Annotated in this window: 12 protein-coding genes; all 12 read left to right on the top strand. The window is 34.1% G+C overall.

The features are described 5' to 3' along the window. Positions 1–5: 5 nt before the first annotated feature. The 12 genes from APS56_RS05980 to APS56_RS05925 all read left to right on the top strand — a co-directional run bounded on the left by APS56_RS05980 (position 6) and on the right by APS56_RS05925 (position 22,142). The gene (locus APS56_RS05980; protein WP_054725993.1) at positions 6–1,361 is read left to right on the top strand and encodes a family 43 glycosylhydrolase; all 1,356 of its coding nucleotides are present in this window, start codon (positions 6–8) and stop codon (positions 1,359–1,361) included. A 40-nt stretch (positions 1,362–1,401) separates the two neighbouring features. Next, on the top strand, positions 1,402–2,895 hold the full coding sequence (locus tag APS56_RS05975; RefSeq protein ID WP_157757615.1) for a glycosyl hydrolase family 28 protein: 1,494 nt from the start codon (positions 1,402–1,404) through the stop codon (positions 2,893–2,895). An 11-nt stretch (positions 2,896–2,906) separates the two neighbouring features. After that, positions 2,907–4,541 (top strand): GH39 family glycosyl hydrolase, encoded by a 1,635-nt coding sequence (locus tag APS56_RS05970; RefSeq protein WP_054725987.1) that lies wholly within the window; start codon positions 2,907–2,909, stop codon positions 4,539–4,541. A gap of 447 nt (positions 4,542–4,988) precedes the next feature. Continuing rightward, positions 4,989–5,903 carry a hypothetical protein gene (locus tag APS56_RS05965; protein ID WP_054725984.1) on the top strand — a complete coding sequence of 305 codons (915 nt, stop codon included), beginning with the start codon at positions 4,989–4,991 and terminating at the stop codon, positions 5,901–5,903. A 109-nt stretch (positions 5,904–6,012) separates the two neighbouring features. Continuing rightward, positions 6,013–7,845 carry a sulfatase-like hydrolase/transferase gene (locus tag APS56_RS05960; protein WP_082379265.1) on the top strand — a complete coding sequence of 611 codons (1,833 nt, stop codon included), beginning with the start codon at positions 6,013–6,015 and terminating at the stop codon, positions 7,843–7,845. A 575-nt stretch (positions 7,846–8,420) separates the two neighbouring features. Then, the gene (locus tag APS56_RS05955) at positions 8,421–11,105 is read left to right on the top strand and encodes a carbohydrate-binding protein (RefSeq protein WP_054725976.1); all 2,685 of its coding nucleotides are present in this window, start codon (positions 8,421–8,423) and stop codon (positions 11,103–11,105) included. Between the two features lie 240 nt (positions 11,106–11,345). After that, a complete protein-coding gene (locus APS56_RS05950; RefSeq protein WP_082379264.1) occupies positions 11,346–13,190 on the top strand; it encodes an arylsulfatase in 1,845 nt (614 codons plus the stop codon). A 113-nt stretch (positions 13,191–13,303) separates the two neighbouring features. Continuing rightward, positions 13,304–15,535, top strand: coding sequence for a DUF7133 domain-containing protein (locus APS56_RS05945; RefSeq protein ID WP_054725972.1), 2,232 nt, complete (start codon positions 13,304–13,306; stop codon positions 15,533–15,535). A 123-nt stretch (positions 15,536–15,658) separates the two neighbouring features. Then, positions 15,659–17,146, top strand: a complete 1,488-nt coding sequence (locus tag APS56_RS05940) for a sulfatase family protein (protein ID WP_082379263.1) — start codon at positions 15,659–15,661, stop codon at positions 17,144–17,146. Between the two features lie 246 nt (positions 17,147–17,392). Next, positions 17,393–18,988, top strand: a complete 1,596-nt coding sequence (locus APS56_RS05935) for a sialate O-acetylesterase (RefSeq protein WP_054725969.1) — start codon at positions 17,393–17,395, stop codon at positions 18,986–18,988. Positions 18,989–19,022: 34 nt separating this feature from the next. Continuing rightward, positions 19,023–20,471, top strand: a complete 1,449-nt coding sequence (locus tag APS56_RS05930; protein ID WP_054725966.1) for a glycoside hydrolase family 30 protein — start codon at positions 19,023–19,025, stop codon at positions 20,469–20,471. Between the two features lie 15 nt (positions 20,472–20,486). Further along, on the top strand, positions 20,487–22,142 hold the full coding sequence (locus APS56_RS05925) for a GH39 family glycosyl hydrolase (protein ID WP_054725965.1): 1,656 nt from the start codon (positions 20,487–20,489) through the stop codon (positions 22,140–22,142). Positions 22,143–22,153 lie beyond the last annotated feature (11 nt).

Genomic DNA, 22,153 nt, shown 5'->3' with positions numbered 1-22,153 from the left:
TTAAAATGAAAACCAAATTATTACTGTTAACTGCGCTTTTAAGTGTGGCAATCGGGGTCTCTCAAAATCCCATTTTCACAAATGTATTTACAGCAGATCCATCTCCTCATGTGTGGCCAGACGATCCCAATACTTTGTGGGTGTACACCTCTCACGATGAGCCTGGATCTAATAACCATTACGGCATGACAGGTTACCACGCCTTTTCTACAACAGATTTGGTGAATTGGACAGACCACGGTAGAATTTTGCATTTAGAAAATGTAGAGTGGGCAGAGAGTCATGCTTGGGCCATGGATGCCACGTATTATCGTGGGCAATATTATTTGGTGTACTGTATGAAAGAAGCGGGTATTGGATTGTTTAGAACCGGAATTGCACGTAGCGATGTCCCGCAAGGTCCTTTTACAGATTTAGGTTATGTTAAGGGCGTAGAGTTTGGGCAGGACCCTGCTATTTTTATTGACGACGATGGCACACCTTATCTGTATTGGGGTCACGATAGACAGTGTTATGCCGCAGAATTGAATGAGGACCTTATGTCTATAAAACCAGAAACCTATGTTGATTTAACCAAGCAGTTAACCCATGTGTTTGAAGGGCCTTGGGTCCACAAACGTAACGGCACCTATTATTTAACTTATCCGGGCTTAACGCCGAGACGCTGGCCAGAAAAAATGTTTTATGCAGTAGCCGATAAGCCTTTAGGACCATACACGTTTAAAGGTGTGTTTATAGATGATTTTGAAGGACAAAGCGGGACCAATCACGGTGGTGTTGTAAACTATAAAGGGAAAGATATTATGTTTTATCACAGCGCGTGGTTGTCTGGCGGATTAAGTGAAACACGGTCTTCAATGGCAGATTATTTAGAATATGATAAAGCCGGTAATATCATTCCGATTATCCCTTCAAAAAAAGGTTTAGGAAAAGCTGAACGTACTAGAGTGACAATGAAATTGGAAGCCGAAAGCGGTTTTGCTGCAGGAGGAAACTTGTACAATGTATTTGTAGATACGTATTTAAAAGACTATAGCGGAAAAGGCTATGTTACCAATTTCGATAATCCGTACGACCATGTGTCTATGTTAGCCCAAGTTGCTAAACCATCTAAATTTAGATTTAAAGTGAGATATGCATCACCAGAAGGCGAGTCTAATCACAATATATTAATCAATAGTCATTTGTATCGCGAGTTTAAATTCCCACAATCTAAAACTTTTACAGAAATTGATTTTGGTATCGTAGAGTTGAAAGAAGGCGATAATCTTGTTCGAATTTTTAAAAGTGACTGGAAACCATCAAAAGGAGAATTAGCTATCGATTACATAAAATTAGAACAAGTTTTTGAAAATGAATGAATGTTATATCCAAAAAAATAAAATTATAAACATTGATATTATGGTTAATAAATTAGGAAAAACAATATTACTATGTAGTATAGTATTTTTTTTAGGGTTTAATTCCTTTGCACAAAAAGTAAAGGTTTATCCTGCACCAAAAGAAATTAAATTGTCAGAATCTTTTGAGGTTACGGTCGAAGAACAAAATGTACCGGTTTATAATACAAAAATTCCACCCTCTAAACCCATTCCTCGTTTAAACCCCTTGCGAGGAGGATACGGTTTAGCTTCTATAGCATCATTTGATATGAATGAAAGTGTTACCGTATCTATAGCTTGTTCTACTCCAGTGAAGACGGTTAAAGTTTTACCAACATCCTATGGTATTAAACCAATAATAGAAGGAACTAAAATCACATTTCAATTAAAAGAACCTGGTCATGTAACGGTTGAAGTGAATGGAGAATGGCATGAGTCTTTACACATATTAGCTAATCCGTTTGAAGAAAATATTCCAAATCCAGATGATCCAAATGTGATTTATTTTGGCCCAGGAGTACATGATGTGTCCCAAGTAACGGTATCCGATAATCAAACTATCTATATAGCTGGTGGAGCATATATCCGTTGTGGTGTACCAGACCAAGATGGAGAAATTGAAATACGAGGTCACTTAAGAAAAAAACCAACATTTATTTTAGAAGGAAAAAATGTAAGTATCAGAGGTCGAGGGATTATAGATCAGAGTGCTATTCCTAAAAAGGTAAGGCGATATACTATTTTAGCTCACAAGGCTAAAGACGTAACTATCGAAGGTGTGGCCATTTTTGACCCAAGTCATTGGACTATTCCTATTCAAAGTTCAGATAATGTACATGTAGATAATATAAAAATTATAGGATGGAGAGGTAATGCAGATGGCGTAGATATTACTAGTAGTAGAGATGTTTTGGTTGAAAACTGCTTTATGAGAACCTTTGATGATGCTGTAGTTATTAAGTCATTTGGAGGTTATGGAGAAGTTAATAATGTTCATACGCGTAAATGTGTAATTTGGAATGAGCTTGCACATTCACTAAGTATAGGAGCAGAGGTGCATGAAAACATCAGCAATGTACTTTTTGAAGACTGTGATGTTATTCATGATGTAGGAAGAGAAACCGCATTAAGAGTATACCATTGTGATGATGCTGTGATTAGTAATGTTATGTTTGATAATATCAGAATTGAAGAAGCGCGTCGATTAATTTCGTGTTGGATAGGAAAAACAAGATGGACAGAAACCGAAGAACGCGGTCATATTAAAAATGTGACTTTTAAAAATATTACAGCGACTTCGGCTCCTATAGATACGACACTTACAGGTTTTCAGGATGGACCAGATTGGAAACCGTATACGATAATAGACCATGCAAGTATGGAGTTAGTGGGATATGATGATGAGCATTTGGTTGAAAATATTGTATTTGATAATGTTGTATTAGATGGGAAAAAAGTTGATGTAAAACAAGTAATAACAAATGAGTTTGTTAAGAATGTCAAATTTAATTAAAGAAAATTAATATGAAGAAATTATTAATTATTGGAGCTTTTATGCTGTCCATGTTCACGGTATTCTCTCAAGAGGTAAAAGTAAATGTTAGTCAAAGTGGAGAAAAATTTGAACACTTTTGGAGTAAAAGTGTGGGAGCAGGTCGTGCTAATGAAGGTTTACGTGCTGGATGGTTGGAACAGTTAGAAAAAGTACACAAAGAATGTGGATTTGAATTTGTGAGGTTTCATGGTATTTTTCACGATGATATGTTTCCAATATTTGAAAAGGATGGAAAATATACATATAACTGGCAATACATTGATGACCTATTTGATAGGATGCTTGATATTAATGTCAAACCATTTGTAGAATTAGCCTATTTTCCAACGCCGTTAGCGGCAGAGAATAGTAAAACGCAATTCTGGTGGAAAGCAAATATTACACCAAATGAATCTAAGTTTGGAGAGTGGCATAATTTGGTAAAAGCGTTTGCGCAACATTGTGTAGATCGCTATGGAATTGAGGAAGTTCTTACGTGGTATTTTGAGGTTTGGAATGAACCTAACTTGCACTATGGTTTTTTTGATGGTACAAAATCACAGTATTTCGAGTTGTATAAACAATCTGTTTTGGCCGTAAGATCTGTTGATAAACGTTTAAAAGTAGGAGGGCCATCAAGTAGTAATTTTGTAGCTGACGGGCGTTATGATGGTGAGGTTGAAAGTAGAGATGGTGATCTTATCACATTTACTGCTGAAAACATCAATGATTTGCAATGGAAGGGCGTTTGGATTGAAGATTTCTTGACTTATTGTGAAAAGGAAAATCTTCCAGTAGATTTTGTGTCTACACATCCATATCCAACTGATTATCCATTTAATCCAACAACAGGAAAAGGAAAAGATTTTTCACGTAATGTGAATTCAACAAAAACAGATATAGAGTGGTTAAATAGAGTTATAAAGAAAAGTGCATATCCAAATGCAGAAATTCATTTAACAGAGTGGAATACAAGTCCAAATAGTAGAGATGCTATGCATGATTTTTTGCCACCGGCAGCTTATATTGTCAAAGTTAATTTAGATTGTATTGGGTTAACCAATTCTTTGGCTTTTTGGACCTTTACTGATATTTTTGAAGAAAAAGGAGGAGGAGAAAGTATTTTTCATGGAGGTTTTGGTATGATAAATTATCAAGGCTTGGTTAAACCGTCTTACCATGCTTACCGTATGTTACACCAATTAGGAGATATTGAACTTTATAAAAACGATTATTTATTTGTAAGCAAAAAATCTGGGGATGATAAAATTGTGGCGTTGGCATATAATTATCCAGAGGATCACTATAAAGCAGTACCTGCAAGTATCAAGAAAATTGATCAATACGAAAATGGAAAAAGCCGTCAGTTAGATTTTACAATCTCAGATTTAAAACCAGGTGTCATGGTTAAAGTAGAAGTTTTAGATGCTGAAAGTGGCAATATTTATAAATATTGGGAATCTATGGGAAAACCAGAGCCACCAACTCGAGAACAAATCAAAGTAATGAAACGATATGCAGAAAACTTAAAGACAGAATTATATACGGCTAATAAAAAAGGAGAGGTTACAATAAAAAGAGAATTAACACCATGGAGTTTGGTGTTAATTGAGCAGATAAATTAAATAAAAAAGCTTTATTGCCAATTACTGGATCATAGTTTATATAATGTATATTCTTAGAATTTAAACCTTAAAAGAAATACAAATCAATAAAAGTAATTTAAAAAAGGCTTAGTAATTTTATATTACTGGTTTTGTCGATTTTAAAATTGGAAGCACAAGTTATACTAAACTCTTAAAGACTTGCTTCCTAAGTTATAAGAAAGTAATATTAATGTGGTATTAAAGCTAAGAGTTTATACAGTAACTACAAAGGACGTTAAAGGTAGCATTTTCCTAACACAACCGTTGTTAAGAATTACGCTTATGCTTATTCTTCAACTTATGAAAACGATAAAAATTTTAATGCTGATATTACTATTATGCCAGCCATCAATCTATAACCAGTAAATCTATTGGTGGAATTTCTGATTTAGGTACTAATAATAACATTAAACAAATTAAATAGATATGAAAAACACAAAGTTTATTATTACTTGCGGATTAATTATTTCCATGTTGAATATGGGAAATATTTTTGCTCAAACACCGGTTTGGCAAGGCAAAGGACGAATAGCAATTAGTTCTGATGGGAATGAACACGATCATGACGATTGGGCTGCAACACCTTTAAGTTTGGCTTTACTTGCAGCAAAGGGACTTCAAGATAATTTAGTGCTTTATACCTATAGCGATCACATTTGGGGAAGCAATCAAGATCATCCAACTTCAGAATCTGGATTGAACTCCTATCAACATATGCGTGAAAGTGCTTTAAAAGGTGGAGAATGGTTCGGTTTTAATAATACAAACTTTATTTGTGCCGTTGATAATGCAGAGGTGGCTTATACGGCTATGCGTAATGAAATCAATAAATCTTCAGAAGATGATCCTTTAATTATTATTGCTGCTGGCCCTATGCAGGTTGTAGGGGAAGCTATTAATCGTGCCGATGTTTCTAAGCGTAAATATGTAAAGCTTATTTCGCATTCCGGTTGGAACAACAACCATAGTGATAAACCACAGAAAGACTTTTGGGATATTCATTCAGGATGGACTTTTAATGAAATTAAAACTGCTTTTTCAGGAGAAGAAGGTGGGAGTTTGGAATGTATTCATATTGCCGATCAGAATGGAGGAGAAGGTTATGACGGCTTGAAAACTTCAAAAGAAAAATTTGATTGGATAAAAACCTCAGAGGCTAAAAATAGTAAAGCATACAAAACAGGCGCTTGGGAATGGCTTTATTCAAGAATGGAAACTTGCGTTAAAAAAGGTGATTTTGACCCTTCGGATGCGGGTATGGTTGTGTATATACTAACGGGTATTGAGGAAACAAGTCCTGAACTTGTTAAAGAAATTATGGAAAACCCAGTTTTAAAATAATATAAAATATTTATCTAATGGAGGTTTTTGAAGATATAAACTCAAATGACAAGAAAAAAAGTAACCGTGTTGAAGGCTAAAATGAAAATTCATAATAAATAAATTACTCATGAAAACATTTAAAATAAGTTTATTGTTCCTTTTAGTTTTTGGAACAGTCTGTTCACAAAACAGACCTAATGTTATTTTTGTAATGCCTGATGATATCAGTCATAATGCCTTTACTTATTACAACCCAAATGGGCCTCAAACGCCTAATATTGATAAATTAGCAGAGCAAAGTGTACGACTAACAGACTTTCATGTGTCACCAACCTGCTCACCAACAAGAGCTGCTCTAATGACTGGGAGATTTAATGATGTAACCGGGGTTTGGCATACCATTTTTGGAAGATATCAATTAAGAGCAGATGAAATTACCATGGCAGATATATTTAAAGAAAATGGATACGCTACAGGTTTGTTTTTTAAATGGCATTTAGGTGATAATTATCCGTTTCGTCCTAAAGATAGAGGTTTTGAATATGTAGCTTGGACTAAAGGGGGTGGAACAGGTCAGCAACCAGATTATTGGGGTAATACAAATAATAGTGCTAGCGTATGGGTGAATGATTCTATAGTGAAAATGACAGATGAAAAAGATGATATAGAAGGTGCATTTACTACAAATTTCTTTTTTAATAGAGCTATGGAATTTATGGATGAAAATATTAAGAAAAACAAACCGTTTTTTGCATATATCCCAACCGCAACCGCACATAGTCCTCATTATATGCCAGATGATGCTCGCGAAGGTGTTAAGGCTTTTACAGGAACCGTAGAAAATATAGATAAGAATATGGGTAGGCTTATACAGTTTTTAGAAGATAAAGGCATTGCAGAAAATACCATTCTTATTTTTACAACAGATAATGGGTCAAGCACTCATTTACGTGGAGGAAAAGGTTCTTTTTATGATGGGGGAACCAGAGTCCCTTGTTTTGTCCGTTGGCCAAATGGTAACCTTGGAGGATTAAGTAAAGGTCGAGATGTTACACCACTTACAGCACATATTGATTGGTTGCCAACTTTTATGGATGTTCTTGGTTTATATGATGTATCAAACAGACCAGAGAAATTAAAAATTCACGGACAGAGTTTTAAACTCTTATTAGATAATGATGCTTCAAATGATCCAGATGAATTTAAAAATAGAGCAATTACCATTGTGAATATGCGTACTGAAAATGTTGAAAAATTCAAAGAAGTTTCTGTTAAAAAAGATATTTGGGAAGGGGGTAATATAACTCATAAATGGCGATTAGTTAGAAAGGATGAAAGTTCTGATTGGGAACTTTATGATGTTCTTAAGGATGAAAAACAAGAAAATAATGTTATTAATAATTCTATGTATATTGCTATTATAGAGGAGCTTAAAGAAGAATATGAAAAATGGTGGATTTTAGTTAAAGAACGTTCTGATGAATATACCCGTGTTGTATTAGGAAACCCTTCGGAACCAGAAACACGTCTAAATAGCCATGATTTTCATAATTCTGTGATTTGGAACCAAGGTAATGTTGCAAGAGGCGATGAGGGTAGTGGTTTTATTGCTATTGATATTGAAAAATCAGGTACGTATAAATTTGATTTACGTCGATGGCCAAAAGAAATTGAAAATCAAACAACATTAAATACCGCTCCAGTTGATAAGGTGTTTAATAGCAATAAATCTCCTGTTGCTCTTAACATAGCAAGTGCTCGAATTAAAATATGGAACGGTGATACAGTTTATGTTGACGAAAAAAAAGATGCCAATCCAAATGCTGATGGCGTACTTTTTACATTGAAAAATTTACCAAAAGGGCCAGCATTCATTCAAACGTGGTTTTATAATACTTCTGGAGAAATAGAAGGCGCGGTTTATTATAATTATGCGAGTTTGGTTGAAAAAAATAATTAAAATTTTGAATTTTTTTGAGTTAACATTTGATATTGTGACCTTAGGATGTATTAGTTTATTTAGAGATGCTTATTATAAATAATGATATAATATATTATAATAAATGGGAATATATGCAACTTGAACTTAAATAGATAATATGGAATTATTAAGATTAGTAAAGGTGCTAAATGTAAAACATGTGCTATTCTTATTTTTAGTATCGGGCAAGATAGAAATAAAATAGTCTAGGATGGTATAACAACAGACCAAATTAACAGATTATTATGTGAGTCCTACTTGCAAACCTATAAGAGCAGCCACTATGGACAGGTCATCATAATTATAGAACAGGTCTTCATAAAAGGGAGCTCACTTATTTTTGAAAAAGAAAAAACTATGGGTTAAAAAAAGCTAAGAAATTAGAAAGTGTTAAGGTTGGTTTTAATTAGATTATTTTTAATCCTAAAATAATTTCTAAAGATTAAAACATTATAAAGCGTAGATGTTTTATAGAGAATGAACTATAAGTTATAGATGTTTGATTTATATAGGTATAAATTTGTTGTTATTGAAAACAATTAAACTAAACCATTATGAAAAAAACATTACTATTATTAATAGCTTTTTTTACTATTGCATTTGCACCGGCACAATTTACAGATGGAGATTACACTTTTACGGTAGTTGGTTTAGATGCATATGTTTCGGAGACAACCGCAACTGGAGATGTAGTATTTCCTATTATTGCCACAGATTCAGCGACATCAACAACTTATAATGTTACTGGGGTTTCAAGTAGTTTTATAGGTTTTGGTGGAGGTATTACAACTGCTATTATCCCAATGGGTTATAAAACATTTCAAGCAAATTGTTTTCGCGGGATGACAAGTTTGACATCTATTGTTTTCCTTGATGGAGAAGTATTTGGAGATAAAGCCTTCCGTAACCTGGATAGTCTTATATCAGTAGTTTTACCTCCTAACACAATTACTTCTTTTGGTACTCAAATGTTTTGGCAAAGCGATAATCTAAGTTCTGTAGACCTTGGGGGGCTAACTACATTGCCTAGTCAAGCATTCAGGGAATGTCCTGCTATGACTACATTGACAATTCCTGCAACTATGACTTCCTTTGGATTGAATTCATTTCAAGGCACAAATATATCAACCTTAATGGTTGAGGGGGCTGTACCAGCAACCATTGACGCAGGTTGGAATGGAACTGCAGCAAGTATAACGGCATATGTGCCAACGGATAATGTTGCTGCTTATGAGAATGCCGCAATATGGGGGGATATGACTATTAAAGATAAGGCAATATTACTCGATTCACAAGTAGTAGTTACTACTTTGGCCGATTTCAGAGCCGTAGTAACGTTAAGTGATAGAGAAATTACTTTGGCACCTGGAAACTATAATCTAGAAGATGATTTAGCTAGTGGTTCTAGGGTCATTACATTCTCTGGTTCAAATAATACCGTTACGTTAACGGGTGCCTATATAAATGTGCCTGTGGGTTGTGTTAAGGAATCTTATTTGGTGGTTTCAGGTAATAATAACACCATTATAGGAGGCGTAATAGAAGATACCTATAAAAATGGTTTGACCGAGATAACTGATTTTAGTGCTTACAATCAAGACCGAGCTAATTTAGCCTATGGTTTAGGAGGAGCCGCCGTCATGAGAGTTTCGGGTGCAGATAATTTGATAGATGGTATTAAGTTAACAGTACGAGGTTCTTACCCATATGGTTATGGCAGTATTTACGGTATTGGTTCGGATAATGTGTATGGGTTGGATAAACGATGCGGACTGTTGATAACTGGTGTACGCAATACAATTGATAATGTAGAGCTGCAACAAAGAGCATTTGGGCATGGTATTTATATGCAGGGTGATGCAGATGAAACCGTTATTAAAAATACCATGGTTGAAGGAAGAGTGCGTCCAACAGGCGAACTGTATAACGAAACTAATACATACGATTTGCCGTATCGTTCAGATTATAAATTGCCATTAAATGACAATGATCCAATACCAACAGATGAAGTACATTCGCTATGTGAAGATGCTTTTAGAATGTACGGTATACCGGGAAGCGTTACTGTTGAAAATTGTACAGCAAAAAAAATGAGGGGTGGTATTCGTTTATATTTAGGAGGGCCTGCCAATGTAAGCAACTCTAACGCTATTGATTGCGGCGCTACAAATTATAATTTACCAGCAGGAGGAAATGTTACCAATTCAAGTGGGAATTTTTCATATGCACCGCTGTCAGATTTTAGATTAGGAAGAAGTAATATGAACTTAGAGTGGACTATCATTCCTTCTCCACATGCCATGGGGCCACACAATATCATAGACGTTCTCGGAAATAACCACAGAATCGTTCTTCACCGAACTCCAGGTCCTATTGATACAGATGAAGAGCGTGCTATTGTGGTGACCGGAAATAATTCTACCATTACTAATGAAACAGAATATGATATTGTTCTTGAATCTACCACCAATGGAAATACTATAAAAAATTGTGGTGGGGGCAGCGTAACCGATAATGGTACCAATAATACAATACTAACTTATGATGATTGTGCAGATATTAATAACGCATGCCCAAAAACAGCAGAATTAATGGAAGCGGAATGTTACGATAGCATGTTAGGTATCCAGTTAGGGGATAGTTCTGAAGGAGGCTCAAATATTGGTTATATTAATAATGGAGATTGGGTGAAATTTGAAAATATTGATTTAACAGCTGTCCAATTTGTAAATGCAAGAACAGCTGGTAAATATAACGATTGTTCTATAGAGGTGCGTTTAGGTGCTGTAACGGGAACATTAATAGCCTCCATACCAGTAACAAATTCAGGAGATTGGCAAAATTGGGTAACAGATTCAGTATACATTCCTAATTTATCAGAGGGCGTTAATGATGTGTATTTTGTGTTTAAAGGCACAAGGACTGGTTACTTGTTTAATGTAAATTGGTTTAGTTTTTCATCACAATCCTTACCTGTAAATTCAAATGCTTTGGTTCATGATATTAGTGTTTTCCCTAACCCTGTAGCTAAAGAGCTTACAGTGTCGTTGGTCAATGCAAATTTAAGTGGAGATACTAAAATTGCTTTATATAATGTAAAAGGGCAGAAAGTATTGGAGGTAAACTCTAAAAACAATACCAACCCAACACTTAGTTTATCTGGTGTGCAAAGAGGTGTTTATGTTTTAAAAATTAGCGATGAGACTAAAGTCATTACCAAGAAGATTGTTAAGATTTAATAAGACTTGTGTTTAAGTTTATACAAAAAGATGGTTAAAACCAAACCTTATTTTTTTATATATCTACAAAATGGCAGTTTAATAAACCAAAGGATATTTGGTGATTTTAAGGTGAAAGTTTTTTAAATAGTTGATGTTTTATAGTGAATGAGCCATAAGTTATAGGGTAATAGCTTTTAAAAAATTACTTTCGTAGATAATAAATTTTTATAAATTATTCACATTAAAAAGTTTAATTTGATGAAACCTAATTTAAAAAAAATTACATTTCAAACTATATTTATTTGCTTTGCTTTATTGCTCGTTAGCTGTAAATCTGAAGTAAAGAAAAAAGAAATTTCTACAGTGAATGAAAAGCCAAATGTCATCCTGATTATGGTTGATGATGTTGGTTATGGCGATATAGCTGCACATGGTAATGAATGGATTAAAACTCCAAACATTGATAAATTATATGCAGAGAGTATACGATTAACAGATTATCATGTGAGTCCTACATGTGCACCTACTAGAGCAGCCATCATGACAGGCCATCATAATTATAGAACAGGGGTGTTTTTTACCATAAAAGGGCGTTCACTTATTCTTGAAAAAGAAAAAACTATGGCTGAAATATTTAAAGCCAATGGTTATAATACAGCCATGTTTGGAAAGTGGCACTTAGGAGATAATTATCCTTTCAGACCTCAAGACAAGGGTTTTGATGACGTTTTAATGCACGGTGGTGGAGGTGTAGGGCAAACCATGGATTATTGGAATAATGATTATTTTGATGATACTTATGTTCATAATGGTAAATTAAAAAAATATAAAGGTTATAGTACAGATATATGGTTCAAAAAAGCTATGCAGTATATAGAAAAACAAAAAGATAAACCATTTTTTTGTTATCTTTCAACCAACGCTGCACACTCGCCTTATTGGGTAGATGACAAATATTCAACCCCCTACAAGGATAATGAAAACATTCCTAATGCAGCCTTTTACGGAATGATTACCAATATTGATGAAAATATAGGTAAACTGGTAGAATACTTAAAATCTATTGATTTGATGGATAATACCATTTTAATTTTTACTGCCGATAATGGTTCTGCCGCAGGAAATAAGATGGGAGAAGGAGAAGATCGTTTAGATGGTTTTATAGCTAAAGGTAATAATGCTGGTATGCGTGGTGTAAAAGCCAGTATGTATGAAGGCGGTCATCGAGTACCTTTCTATATTCATTGGAAAAATGGAGGCGTTAATGTTGGTCAAGATATTAATACATTAACAGCGCATTATGATATATTACCAACTTTAATAGACTTATGTGGTTTAGAACTTAAAGAAGATTTAAAATTTGATGGTTCAAGCTTAGTTCCACTAATACAAGGTGATAAAACTAATTTTGAAGATAGAATCGTATACGTAAACACACAGTTCTCTACTGACCCTGTGCCTTGGAAGCGAACTGCTTTGATGCATCAGAATTGGAGATTGGTGGAAGGGACAGAATTGTATAATTTAGATTTAGATCCTGAACAACGCACAAATATTGCAGACCAATTTCCAGAAAAAGTTGAAGCATATAGAGCTGCTTATGATAAATGGTGGGCAGAAATCTCTCCAACTTTTGAAGAAAAGCCATATTTTATCATTGGACACCAAGCAGAAAACCCAGCAACTTTATTTTGCCATGACTGGCATAGCGAAACCTTTACACCTTGGAAACAAGATCATATTAGAGAAGGTCAAATAAATAATGGTTTTTGGCGTGTTAAAGTAGCTGAAACAGGAATGTATAATATAAAACTTCGTAGGTGGCCAGAAGAAACCCGTTTAGCTTTAAATGCTAAGGCACCCTTACGTTCAGCACTTCCAGGAACAAGTGTTACAGAAAGTAAAAAGAGTAAAGTTTTGATTATTGAAAAAGCTAAAATTAATATTCAAAATAAAGAAATAAGTAAAGATGTAAATCCAAGTGATGAATTTGTAGAATTTGAAGTAGAACTTGAACAAGGTGAAACACACCTTCAAACATGGTTTACCTTAGATTCAAAAGAGGAATTGGGAGCATATTATGCAACTATTCAAAAATTATGATAAATCATAAATGGATTTAGTATTTTTATCAATTGAAAAATTGGGTGAATTCCCAAATAATTGATGGAGAGATAAATGGGTTATTTTCTTCAATAAAATAATGATAAAACAAAATGATTTTAAAAAGATTTTACTATTTGTTATTAATTTTTCTTGGTTTTTTTAATTGTAAACAAAAAGCATACTCAGAAAAAATTTATGAAAAGCCAGAAATAATAAGGGAGGCGCCTTCTACTTTTCATTCACCTGAAGAAAGTATGAAAACATTTTATTTGCCTGAAGGTTATAAAGTTGAGTTAGTGGCTAGTGAACCTATGATTGATGAGCCTGTAGCTATAGCATGGGATGGAAATGGACGTATGTTTGTTGCAGAAATGAACACGTATATGCAAGATGTGGATGGTACTGGAACAAATAGATCTATTAGTAAAATAAAATTATTAGAAGATTTAGATGGTGATGGAAAAATGGATAAAAGTACCGTGTTTATTGATAGTTTAATGTTGCCAAGAATGATACTGCCATTAGAAAACGAGTTAATTGTAAATGAAACATATTCCTATGATTTGTGGAGTTATAAAGATACAGATGGTGACGGAGTTGCAGATAAAAAAGAACGTGTATATTACAATGAAAACAGAAGAGGTGGTAACTTGGAACACCAACAAAGTGGTTTGATTTGGAATTTAGATAATTGGGTATATACCACATATAATCCAATACGTTTTAAGTTTAAAAAAGATAAAGTTATAGTAGATTCTTTAGATATTATGCCAAGTGGTCAATGGGGGTTAACTCAAGATGATATGGGCGTTATGTACTATTCAGCAGCTGGTAGTGAAAATCCAGCTTATGGTTTTCAGCAACCAGCCGTATATGGCGATTATAATCCAAAAGGTAGATTGTCTGAAGGTTTTGTTGAACCCTGGCCAATTGTTGGTACACCTGATGTACAAGGAGGAACAAAGAAGCTACGTGAAGATAATACGCTTAATCACTTTACAGGAGTTGCAGGTCAAGAAATTTTTAGAGGGCATAAATTACCTCCATCTACATATGGTGATTTGTTTATTCCAGAGCCGGTTGGTAGATTAATACGCCGGGCTAAAGTAAAAGTAGAGGATGGTAAAAAAGTGCTCTATAATGCGTATGATAAAGCAGAATTTATGGCGTCGACCGATTTAAACTTTAGACCCGTACAAGCTAAAACAGGACCAGACGGAGCACTTTATATTGTAGATATGTATCGTGGCATTATTCAGGAAGGAAATTGGACAAGAAAAGGAAGTTTTCTTCGTCCTGTAATTATTCGTAAAGAATTGGATAAAAATATTGGAAAAGGTAGAATTTATAGAATTGTTCATGAAGATATTAAACCTGATGTAAAACCTAATCTTATTGGGAAGAAGGCTTCGGAGTTAATTCAATATTTAGGCCATAAAAACGGTTGGTATCGCAATACAGCTCAAAAATTAATTGTTTTAAAAGATGACCAAACTGTAGTTCCAGAGTTACAAGCTATAGCTAGAGATAATGAGTCCTTTTTTGATGGTTTATTAAATAGAGATAAGGACTTTGGCTTAGAGCGTGTCGGGGCGTTGTGGACTTTAGAAGGTTTGGGAGATGTAAATAAAGTGTTAATAAAAGAAAAATTTGCAGACAAAGATCCAAGAGTACGTGTAGCAGCAATTCGTTTGAGTGAAAACTTCTTAAAAGCAGGAGAAGTGGATATTATTTCTGATTTAGAAAAATTAGCGTCAGATTCCGATATTGATGTTGTAAATCAATTAGCATTAAGTTTAAGATACAGTAAAGATAAAAAAGCTACAGAATTATTAAATATTCTTAATTCAAAATATGGCGATCATGAAATTGTGTCTCATGCAATAACTGAAAGCTTAAAGAAAGATGATTCTCAGTTAGAAAAAATAAAAGAGCGAATTTCAGGTATGGGTGTTGGTACAAAAAAGAGTGTACTTGCAGGATATGATAATTATAAACAATTATGTATTACTTGTCATGGGGCTGATTTAAAAGGGGTAGCTATAGAAGATGGAAGTCTTATTGCGCCTACATTAATAGGTAGTCCAAGAGTTAAAGGTGATAAAGCCGTACTTAGTAAAATATTATTAAACGGACTCATTGGACCAATAGACGGTAAAGATTATGGTATAATGATGCCTTTGCATATGAATAGTGACCAATGGATTGCAGATGTTCTTTCTTATGTAAGAGTAATGAATGATGAAGGTGGAGTTCATAGAAATGAGGTTGCAAGAGCTAGAAAACAATCCGAGGGTAGAGAAGACTATTGGACTTTAGAAGAGTTAGAAAAAAATAAATAAATTACTCTAATATATAATCCCCGGAGCTCCGATAATTTTTTTGAGGATTGAGGGATTATTAGTTTTAAGTATTTTTATAATTAGGAGTTCACAGGAAATCACTTTTTCAAAAAACAACTAAACATGACACGTTTCACAAAAAAACTATTTATTCTATGTTTATTTTCTATTGTATTTACAAGTTGTAAATATAAATCAGAGACAAAACAAGAGGCAAGTAAAGAAGAAAAACGACCTAATTTTTTGTTCGTTTTAGTAGATGACCAGTCACCTTTCGATTTACAAACTTACGATCCAAATTCTATATTAGAAACACCAATAATTAGCAAATTGGCTAGTGAAGGGGTGGTTGTTGAGCAAGCACACCACATGGGGTCTATGAATGGTGCTGTTTGTACTCCGTCTCGTCATATGATTATGTCTGGGCGTACCCTTTGGCATTTGCCACTTAGTGCTCAATTTCAAAAAAAAACAGATCCTCATGAAATAGATGAACAAACTATAGGGGCAGTATTTAATCGTGCGGGGTACAAAACTATGAGAACCTGTAAAAAAGGAAATTCATATCCTGGAGCAAATAAACAATTTACTGTTGTTAAAGATGCTACCAAGCGAGGTGGCACAGAAGAAACAGGTAGCGCTTGGCATGCTAAGCAAGTATTAGAATATTTGGGAGAAAGAGAGCAAGCTCAAGAAAAAAATCCATTTTTTATTTATTTTGGTTTTTCGCATCCACATGATGTTCGTGATGGAACACCAGAACTATTAGAAAAATATGGAGCCACAAATCATAAAGATAAAAATACGCTTCCAGCATTAAACGATAAACAACCACATTTGCCACCAAATTATTTGCAAGAACATCCATTTTTTCATGGGCATCCAGATTTAAGAGATGAGGTTAGAGTAAGTGGGGTATGGGAAAATAGGGATGAAAATACTATTAGAAATGAATTAGGTAGAGAGTTTGCATGTTCAGAAAATATTGATAATCAGTTAGAAAAAGTTTTGGCTAAATTAGAGGATATGGGAGAGTTAGACAACACTTATATTATTTACACAGCCGATCATGGAATGGCAATAGGTAGACATGGATTACAAGGGAAACAAAACCTTTACGAACATACATGGCGTGTGCCTTTTATTGTTAAGGGGCCAGGCTTACCTTCAGGAAAACGTGTTCAAGGTAATATGTATTTATTAGATGTATTGCCAACCTTATGTGATTTAGCTGGAATTACAACACCAAAGACTGTGGAAGGTAAAAGTGTTGTACCAGTATTAAAAGGAGAAAAAGAAGTGGTTAGAGATGTCATGTATGGGGTGTACGCAGGAGGTACAAAACCAGGTATGCGATCTGTTAAAAAAGGCGATTGGAAATTAATAAAGTATGATGTCATGGATGGTAAAGTACGAGAAACTCAGCTTTTTAACTTAGCTGAAAACCCAAACGAGTATTTACCAGAGCATAATAAAGCGGGAGAAATGGAAACTAATTTAGCAAACAATCCTAAGTATGCTGATAAATTGTCTGAGATGGAGACTTTGTTATTCGAACAGATGGTGGCACACGATGACCCTTATAGACTTTGGGATCAAACCACAGATTAATAACTAAAATAGGATTTTATAAACAAAAAGCACTGTTTCTTAATTGGACAGTGCTTTTTGTTTTATTGATTTTTAATTTGAAAAGAAATACCAAAAAAAGAGGTTTGTAAAACAACTATTTCTTCACTAAATGAGCTATCATTTATAGTGTATGGATAATCATTTATAGTCTATTTTTTAATTTTTTTAGAAATTGCATGTTCTATTAAAATTCTCATACAAATTGTTTATATAACTGAATTAAAAATGAAAATAAGATTTCGAATATTACTTGTTATAATAACTATTTTACCTACGGTATTGTCTGCAGATGTATCGGTTCATGCTTTGTTCTCTGATCACATGGTTATTCAACGTGAAACTGTAATTCCTATTTGGGGATGGGCAAAAGCGAATGAAATTATTACAGTAGAAACAAGCTGGGGAGAATCAGTACAAGTGATTACAAATCAAGATGGAAATTGGCAAGCTGATATTAAAACACCTAAGGCTGGTGGCCCCCATCAAATAATAATATTTTCAAAAAATAAAATTGTTATAAATGATGTCCTGTCTGGAGAAGTTTGGTTGTGTACCGGACAATCTAACATGGATTTTGCCATGTCTAAATTTGTTAATGATTCAAAAGAACCACAGTATCAACCCTTAGTTGATTATATTAGAAATGAAGTAACAACAGTTAATGATGATTGGATTCGTCATATTGAAGTACCACAAACAACATCACTACTAAAAAAGAAGCAAAATTTTCAGGCCAACTGGAGAAGCGCTAATCCAGAACAAATAGGAAAAATAACAGCAACAGGTTATTTTTTTGCTAAAGAACTCCGTAAACATATAAATGTACCAATAGGCTTGTTAGAATGTTCTTGGGGAGGTACACGTGTGCAACCTTGGATTTCAGAAGAAACTTATCTAAATGATGAAAACTTGAAAGCCTATTTTGAAGCTAGTAGAAAAGAATCTTTGGAAACCATTAAAATAATAAATGCTGATAAATATGAGGGCGAAAATGCCTCAAAAAGCTTAGAGAAATGGAAATCTAATGATGAAAAAAGTGAAAAGCCAAAACCTAAAATCCATCCGAAAAATGACAAGCAACTGCCAGCAACACTTCACAATGGGATGATTTCAAGTGTGGTTCCTTTTAAAATTAGAGGCGCTATTTGGTATCAAGGGGAAAGTAATGCTGTATTTATGACCAATGAATACGAATATTATTTAACGGCTATGATAAATAGTTGGCGTTCAGAATGGGGACAAGGTGATTTTTCATTCTATTGGGCACAATTAGCATCTTTTAAAAGAGGAAATGAAGAAGCCGATAAGGGATGGGCCTCTATAAATAATCAATTAAGAAAAACTTTAAAGTTGCCAAATACAGGAATGGCAGTGCTTCATGATATAGGAGAGGCAAAAGATATTCATCCACATAATAAAATGGATGCAGGAAAACGTTTAGCACTTTGGGCGTTAAAAAATGATTATAATATACCTGTTGATGCTGTTAGTGGTCCATTGTACCAATCGCATAAAATTGAAGGAGAAAAGATAATTGTAACATTTTCCGAAGTTGGTTCGGGTTTAATGGTAGCACATAAGCATTTACTATCTGATGCTGTTTTGGTTGACGAACCTTTAAAGACTTTTGAAATTGAAGATAAAAGTGGTGAATGGAAACCAGCCGAAGCTAAAATAATTTCAAAAAGCAATATTGAAGTTTGGAATACATCAGTGGCAAACCCAATTAATGTGCGTTATGCATGGTCGGGGATTCCTGTAGGGGCTAATTTATACAACATGGAAGGATTGCCAGCAGCGGTTTTTTCAACAGAAAAGTAATTGATTTTTTTAGAATAAAAACGAACATACAGAAATGAAAAACAGTTATAAACGAACCTTAAAATGTACAGCCTTATTAATTTGTTTTGGGTTTTTTAACACCCATCTTTTTGCACAAAATGTAGAGCTAATATATACCACTGAATCGAAACGCTGGGAAAAGCCAAAAAAGTTTCTTAAAAAAGATAATAGTAATTCAAATATAGATATTACGGTTTATATCGATAGTTTGTTACAAAAAATTGATGGCGTTGGAGGCGCTTTTAATGAATTAGGATGGGAAGCCATTCAATCGTTGGACACTAAGGGATCAAAAGAAGTTATAGACGCCTTATTTTCAAAAGAGGGTTGTAATTTCTCTATGTGCCGAATTCCTTTGGGAGCTTCAGATTATGCTTTGAGTTATTATTCAAGTAACGATGTTCCAGAAGATTTCGAAATGCGAGATTTTAATATAGACAGGGATCGTTATATCTTAATTCCATATTTGAAAGCTGCTTTACAAGTGCGTCCAGATTTACAAATTTGGGCATCTCCATGGTCGCCACCAGCATGGATGAAAGTGAATGAGCATTATGCCATGCGAAGCGGTAATTTTGAAAATGCTATAGAAGGCAATAAAATGCATATTGGTGCAGAAATAAACAATAATGCCACTGCCTTTAAAATGCAAGAGCGCTATTTAAAAGCTTATGCTTTGTATTTTTCAAAATTTGTGCAGTCTTACGCCAAAGCGGGTGTGTCCTTGTTCGCTGTTATGCCTCAAAATGAGATTGCTTATCAACCAAACTGGCCTAGTTGTACATGGAGGTCAGAAGATATGGCGTATTTTATTGATGGTTACTTAGGGCCCCAATTTGAAACAGATAAATTAAATACGGAAATTTGGTTGGGTACGGTAAATTCAGGCAATCCTAATTATGTAAAAACAATTTTAAATTATAAATCAGTATCAAAATATATTTCTGGCGTAGGATTTCAATGGGGGGGTGCCAAAGCAATTCCAACGGTACGTAAAGAATTTCCAGGCTTAAAGTTGATGCAAACAGAAAATAAGTGTGGTGAACATGAAAACGATTGGTCTTCAGTTGAAAGATCTTGGAGCGATTTAGTTCATTATTTCAACAATGGGGCAGGGTCTTATATGTATTGGAATATGGTGCTTGATGAAACAGGAAAAAGTGCTTGGGGATGGCCACAAAACTCTATGGTGGTTATTGATAAAAACACAAAAAGTATAAAGTTTACAGATGAGTTCTATCTATTTAAACACTTGTCACATTTTGTGCAACCAGGAGATCATTTTTTGAAATCTTCTGAAGGAAAAAATCATATTGCCTTTCAGTTAAAAGATGGACGAGTAATTGTCATGATAAATAACCCAGAAAAAGAGTTAAAAATAATCAACTTAAAAGTTGGTAATGATAAGGTGGCTGTAGAAGTGCAACCAACTTCTATCAACACTGTAATTTTTAATAAATAATTTAAAATAAGAGATATGATAAAACATAAACTTAACGGTATTAAAACAGGCATCTTTTGTTTGAGTATAGTTGTGCTTAGTAGCGTAAGTGTATTTGCTCAAAAAGAAGTGACTATTGATGCGAATAGCAAAGGTGAAAAATTTGATCATTATTGGAGTAAAATGGTTGGTGCAGGTCGTGCTAACGAGGGGTTGCGTGCGGGTTGGTTAGAACAATTGCAACAGGTTCAAGAAAATTGCGGATTTCAATATGTGCGTTTTCATGGACTTTTTCATGATGATATGTTCCCTATTGTTGAAGAAAGAGGAAAACTTTCGTACAACTGGCAATATATAGATGATTTGTTTGATAGAATGTTAGATTTAAATGTAAAACCATTTGTTGAATTGGCATTTTTTCCTAGTAGTATAGCTGCAAAAGATAGTAAAACTCAGTTTTGGTGGAAAGCAAATATTACACCTAAAGAAGATTCTTTTGAGAAATTCCATGATTTAGTAAAAGCGTTTACGCAGCATTGTGTGGATAGGTATGGAATTGATGAAGTTTTAACATGGTATTTTGAAGTTTGGAATGAGCCTAATTTATATCCTTTCTTTTGGGATGGCACCAAATCGCAGTATTTTGAATTATACAAACAGTCTGTAACAGCTGTTAGATCTGTAGATAATAGACTTAAAGTAGGCGGGCCGTCTACAAGTAACTTTGTGCCCGATACACGTTTTGATGGTGAAACTACAGATAATGAAGTTTCTGAAGCTGTATTTAATTCAAAAGATATTAATAGCCTTAAATGGCATGGTGTGTGGATAGAAGATTTTCTTAAATATTGTAAAAAAGAAAATTTACCAGTTGATTTTGTAAGTACACACCCATACCCAACAGATTATGCCTTTAATCCGGAAACAGGAAAAGGTAAGGGGTTAACACGCTACGTACATTCTGTAAAAGATGATTTGGAGTGGTTAAAAAATACGATAGCAAAAAGCGATTTCCCAAATGTGGAACTACACCTTACGGAATGGCATACAAGTCCTAGTAGTAGAGATGCTATGCATGATAGACTTCCAGCAGCGGCATATATTGTAAAATCAAATTTGGATTGTATTGGGCTAACAAATTCATTAGCTTTATGGACATTTACTGATATTTTTGAAGAAAAAGGAGGGGCTTCCAGTATATTTCATGGTGGTTTTGGAATGATTAATTTTCAAGGTTTGGTTAAGCCGTCGTATCATGCTTATAGGATGCTTCATCAATTAGGAGATGAAAAATTGTATAAAGATGATTACTTATTTGTAAGTAAAAAATCAACCAATGGAAATATTGTTGCTTTGGCTTATAATTATCCAGAAGAATATGAAAATGCTGTTCCTTCTGGGGCGAATAAGCGTGAAACGGGAACTTCAAAAAAACTGAATTTCACCTTAACAGGTTTAAAAGCAGATGCTTCATTTAAAATTGAAATTTTAGATAAGGATCATGGTAATATTCATAATTTTTGGGAAGAAATAGGTAAGCCAGAACCTCCTACAAGAGAAGAAATAAAAGTCATGAAAGCCTATGCTAATACCATGAAAACAGAATATATACAAGCTGATAAAAATGGTAATGTTACAATTAACCGTTCCATAGACCCATGGAGTTTGGTATTGATTAATCAAATAAATTAAAAACCTTAAAG

The sequence above is a fragment of the Pseudalgibacter alginicilyticus genome (assembly GCF_001310225.1).
GTDB lineage: Bacteria > Bacteroidota > Bacteroidia > Flavobacteriales > Flavobacteriaceae > Pseudalgibacter > Pseudalgibacter alginicilyticus.
This window is presented reverse-complemented; position numbering and strand designations above follow the sequence as displayed.

Coding starts and splice junctions, on each gene's coding strand:
- APS56_RS05955 (WP_054725976.1), top strand. CDS start 8,421: ATGAAAAAAACATTACTATTATTAATAGCTTTTTTTACTATTGCATTT.
- APS56_RS05925 (WP_054725965.1), top strand. CDS start 20,487: ATGATAAAACATAAACTTAACGGTATTAAAACAGGCATCTTTTGTTTG.
- APS56_RS05970 (WP_054725987.1), top strand. CDS start 2,907: ATGAAGAAATTATTAATTATTGGAGCTTTTATGCTGTCCATGTTCACG.
- APS56_RS05935 (WP_054725969.1), top strand. CDS start 17,393: ATGAAAATAAGATTTCGAATATTACTTGTTATAATAACTATTTTACCT.
- APS56_RS05965 (WP_054725984.1), top strand. CDS start 4,989: ATGAAAAACACAAAGTTTATTATTACTTGCGGATTAATTATTTCCATG.
- APS56_RS05960 (WP_082379265.1), top strand. CDS start 6,013: ATGAAAACATTTAAAATAAGTTTATTGTTCCTTTTAGTTTTTGGAACA.
- APS56_RS05975 (WP_157757615.1), top strand. CDS start 1,402: ATGGTTAATAAATTAGGAAAAACAATATTACTATGTAGTATAGTATTT.
- APS56_RS05945 (WP_054725972.1), top strand. CDS start 13,304: ATGATTTTAAAAAGATTTTACTATTTGTTATTAATTTTTCTTGGTTTT.
- APS56_RS05980 (WP_054725993.1), top strand. CDS start 6: ATGAAAACCAAATTATTACTGTTAACTGCGCTTTTAAGTGTGGCAATC.
- APS56_RS05930 (WP_054725966.1), top strand. CDS start 19,023: ATGAAAAACAGTTATAAACGAACCTTAAAATGTACAGCCTTATTAATT.
- APS56_RS05950 (WP_082379264.1), top strand. CDS start 11,346: ATGAAACCTAATTTAAAAAAAATTACATTTCAAACTATATTTATTTGC.
- APS56_RS05940 (WP_082379263.1), top strand. CDS start 15,659: ATGACACGTTTCACAAAAAAACTATTTATTCTATGTTTATTTTCTATT.